The organism is Reinekea sp., from assembly GCF_982785585.1.
In genome coordinates, this window is the sequence record NZ_CEYAVF010000036.1 from 33012 (window position 1) to 36735 (window position 3724).

Sequence of the window (3724 nt, forward strand, 5' to 3'; positions counted from 1 at the left end):
TAAAAACATGCGGTTTGATTGCACCCGACAATATCGCGCGGATATAGGGTATAAACGTTACCAAGGTCAAGACGATGGCGACAACACTGAAGGCGAGTTTTAAGCTAAATTCCACAACTGAGACCTTTTTTTAAAAGGTTAGGATCGCGCCACTTGAGCGCATGATGCTATTCGGATCAGAGGGTCAGCCTGATCATCTGATGCCAACAGGCTCAGAATCCATCGGTACTGGCCATCTTCCGCCGCAGTGTACCTGCAATCTCGGTCATAAGGGTCGTTCGTTTCGAGCCCTCACCACCGCATAAGACAAAAAACTCCGCGCCAAAACCCAGTTTGAGAGCCGGGTCAATGCAAAAAAAATCGTCAAAAGCCAGGCGGCCAGAGGTTTTTTTGCTCTGAGCGCAACGCGACGCGCCCATTAGCGTGGGCGTGGGCGTGGGCGTGGGCGTGGGCTATTGAATTGTCGACTGAGCCCTCTATACTAGTTCTTTGTTTATCTGCCAATTTGCCAAGTGTGCAGCATGAACCTGTTCCAGCCAAAAGGGGCTCTACTTGAAGCGTTCTATACTAATTCCGATAAGCCTACTGTGTGCAACGGTCGCTTGGGCCGACACCATTAACTACCTCAATAGCGGACCTGCGGTAACCTTTGGCCCGATCAGCAATGCCAAGGTGGGCAGTTCAGGGCGATTTAATCCTGCCGTGCCGGCCACAAATGGCGATGTAAGCCGCATATCAATACTGGACCTCAGCGCGAATGTGCAGCTCAGGGGCTTGGGTGAATTTAATACCGTGATTGAGAACATGACCGACAAGGTCGACTCGATCGCGACCACCTTTGAGGATTTCGGTACCGGTGATGCCAGCGTTGGCGATGTATTGTCTGGTATAAATACGCTGGAAAGCACCTTTGATGACAATATCGAATTATTGGCCGATAGCTTTTATATCAAGCCAGGGGCCATTGTCAGCCTGCCATTGACGCCGTGGAATTTCAAATCGGGGTCATTCGGCACCTTTAGCCTGAGTGGCTCGTCCCTTACTCAGGCGCGCGCCAGCATCTTGCACGGCCCGATCGCTTTTGATATCGACGCGCAGCAAATCATCGATTCCAGCGCCGATGACGAAGAACTTGACCCAATCGATTTTATTCGCACAACATCGTCGTTGTATTTAAAGCAGGCTCAGGTGTTCAACGCTGATATTGCTTGGTCACGTGAGTTACCGGCAATCGATTTCACCTCGCGTCAGGGTATCAATGCGGTGGCCGGGCTACGCGCGACTCTAATCGCCTATAACTTGCAAAAAAACCTCTACCCTATTAAGGAACTTGCCCGCCAAGCAACAGACGACTCCGGTGTATTAATGGACGATATTACCGATGATATAACGGGTGGCTTTTCCGATTTTAACTATAATGTCTCGCTCGATGCCGGCATCACCTTGCAACGCCAAGAGACCTTGCTGGGCATCACGCTGTACCACCTGAACAGCCCAGAGTTAGACTATGATGTGCTCGGTGGCAACTGCGCGAGCATCACTGATGCCAACGACCAACTCGATTGTTTTCACGCTGAGTTTTTTGCCTCGATCGGCGATATTACCTTGCAAGAAAGCCACCGATTAACGCCGAGCATGACCGTCGATATCAGTCATACCTTCTTAGACAACTCGGTGGCTGTGGCCGGTGCGATCGATCTATGGCGCAAAAACGATCTCTTTGGCGATCAAAGCCAACAACTAAACTTAGGCTTAATGCTGCAACCGACCCAATGGTATTGGCCGCGCCTGCGCTTGGGTTACGGTAAAGACTTGCTCGACCCTGAACCCACACAATTGGGCCTGGGCTTGAGTCTGTTCAATTTTTTACAAATCGATACTCAGATCACCGCCGTTCTGGCTGACCTTTTCAGCGACGATCTCAGCACCCAGGGCAATTCGTTGCGCAGTGCATCGGCTTCCGCTTCCATTAATTTGGCTTTTTAAGGCCGGAGACAACTATGACTCACTATCTTTTTGCATTACCGGCGTTAATGGTATCCATAGCGCTCACCGGTTGTGAAGTAGCGCCCCAAGATTCTTCCGGCGTTGACAGTCGTCAAAGTCTCAATGGCTTGGCGGTCGATGGCCGAGTGGCCGGCGGTAAGGTCTGGGTCGACAGCAATGACGACTATGCCGTGGATGACTTTGAACCCTTCGCCTATACCGACAGCCAAGGTTACTACAGCAACAATCCCATATCCGGTGAAAACTATTGCGACCTGCCGGAGATTTCGGATGAATACCAGCGCTATTGCCTGGTATTTGGCAGCTCGATGGATTCAATGACGATTCGCATTGAGGGCGGCATCGATCTTAGTACCGGTGAAAAGTTAAAGGGCGTCATGGCCATGACCAGCACCTTTGATGAGTCAGGCGTTTCAGACACGCCACTGGTGATGTCACCCCTTACCACCCTGTTAAGTGCGGCAACCGATGATACGGAGCGCGAAGACATCCGCACAGCAATGGGGATCGAATCGGATGAGGACTTACGGGTCGACTTTTCAGCAGCCAACAGTGACAAAAACAAACGCTTACTGGCCAACGCCGTCGCGGTACAAAGCATGATGGACATCTTAACCGGTTCGGCCGATGCAGACAGCACGGAAACGGCCGCCCAGCAGAAGTTGATTAAGAGCCTATCGAAAAGCATTGCCACCAATAAGGTCGCCCCCGCGCAGTTTGATACAACGATGCTAACCAGCTTGGTAACTGAGGTGTCGACAGATGCGACCAAGCAAAGCTCGGTCTCGGCTCGACTGTTGGCTTTAAATGTCGAGATTAACAAGATAGCTGATATTACAAATACAGACGCCGATGTGAGAGCGCTGTTAAAAGCCTCCGAGGTGATCTCCCAGTTGGTCAAGAAGGAGGCCAGCGGTACCGACGCCGAGGCTATCAAGAAAATACTCGATTCGGGCATAGATACCCTAAGCGCTTCACTCAAAACCACCTTAACGGATGACACGGTAGAGTTTGATATTACCAGTGTCACCACCAGCTTAGTCACTGTCGGTAAGACGGCGGTCACCAACAACACCGACTTTGATGTCAGCGAGGTAACCGCTGCAGTCAATGATGCCAAGTTATCCTCCGGTACCGTTTGGGGCGGTCAGTGGTTTGTTTTAGGGGCCACATCTGAGGATATAGGCGACGTTACGGTCGGCTCCTACATGGCCATTCACTTGGACGGCGATGCGGCGTCAACCAGTGGCCCGTTGGGCATGTGCATTAATGTTACGTCCGCAACCAGCAGCGACCCGGAAGACAGCTTTGTGAATGAGTTTATCGGTGGCACCTGGAGTAAGGTTTCAGCTGGGGCCGTGATCTTAAACTTAGACTACGAAGGTCAGACGTTTCAAGGCCAGATGAAGGCCAAGGTTGAAGCAAATACGTTCCGCTTCGAGTCCGATGTTGATGGCACGATTGAGTCTGGCAACCTGGTTTTGGATGTAAATGGTGTTTCCGCCCTGACGAATGTGGCGTTGCCGACCTCGGCGGCTGATTGCGCCAATAAGGTCGATTCGGTGCTGTAAAACTCTGCGCATTAAACGACCCGCACTAAATGACCAACCATGAAAAAGCCACCCTAGGGTGGCTTTTTTGGCTCTGTTATTTAATCACCGCCTAAGGGATTAACCGCCTCAGGCAATCGCGGCGTGCTCGATTGCGGCTACAACCG

At 51.5% G+C, this 3724-nt stretch carries 2 protein-coding genes; both read left to right on the plus strand.

Translation table 11 applies throughout. The annotated features are described in order from the left end of the window. Positions 1–552: 552 nt before the first annotated feature. Positions 553–1986 carry a conjugal transfer protein TraF gene (gene traF, locus AC4FIC_RS13190; protein WP_100256798.1) on the plus strand — a complete coding sequence of 478 codons (1434 nt, stop codon included), beginning with the start codon at positions 553–555 and terminating at the stop codon, positions 1984–1986. A gap of 14 nt (positions 1987–2000) precedes the next feature. Further along, complete coding sequence (locus AC4FIC_RS13195) at positions 2001–3578, plus strand: hypothetical protein (protein ID WP_273284199.1); 1578 nt, start codon at positions 2001–2003, stop codon at positions 3576–3578. Positions 3579–3724 lie beyond the last annotated feature (146 nt).

Coding starts and splice junctions, on each gene's coding strand:
- AC4FIC_RS13195 (WP_273284199.1), top strand. CDS start 2,001: ATGACTCACTATCTTTTTGCATTACCGGCGTTAATGGTATCCATAGCG.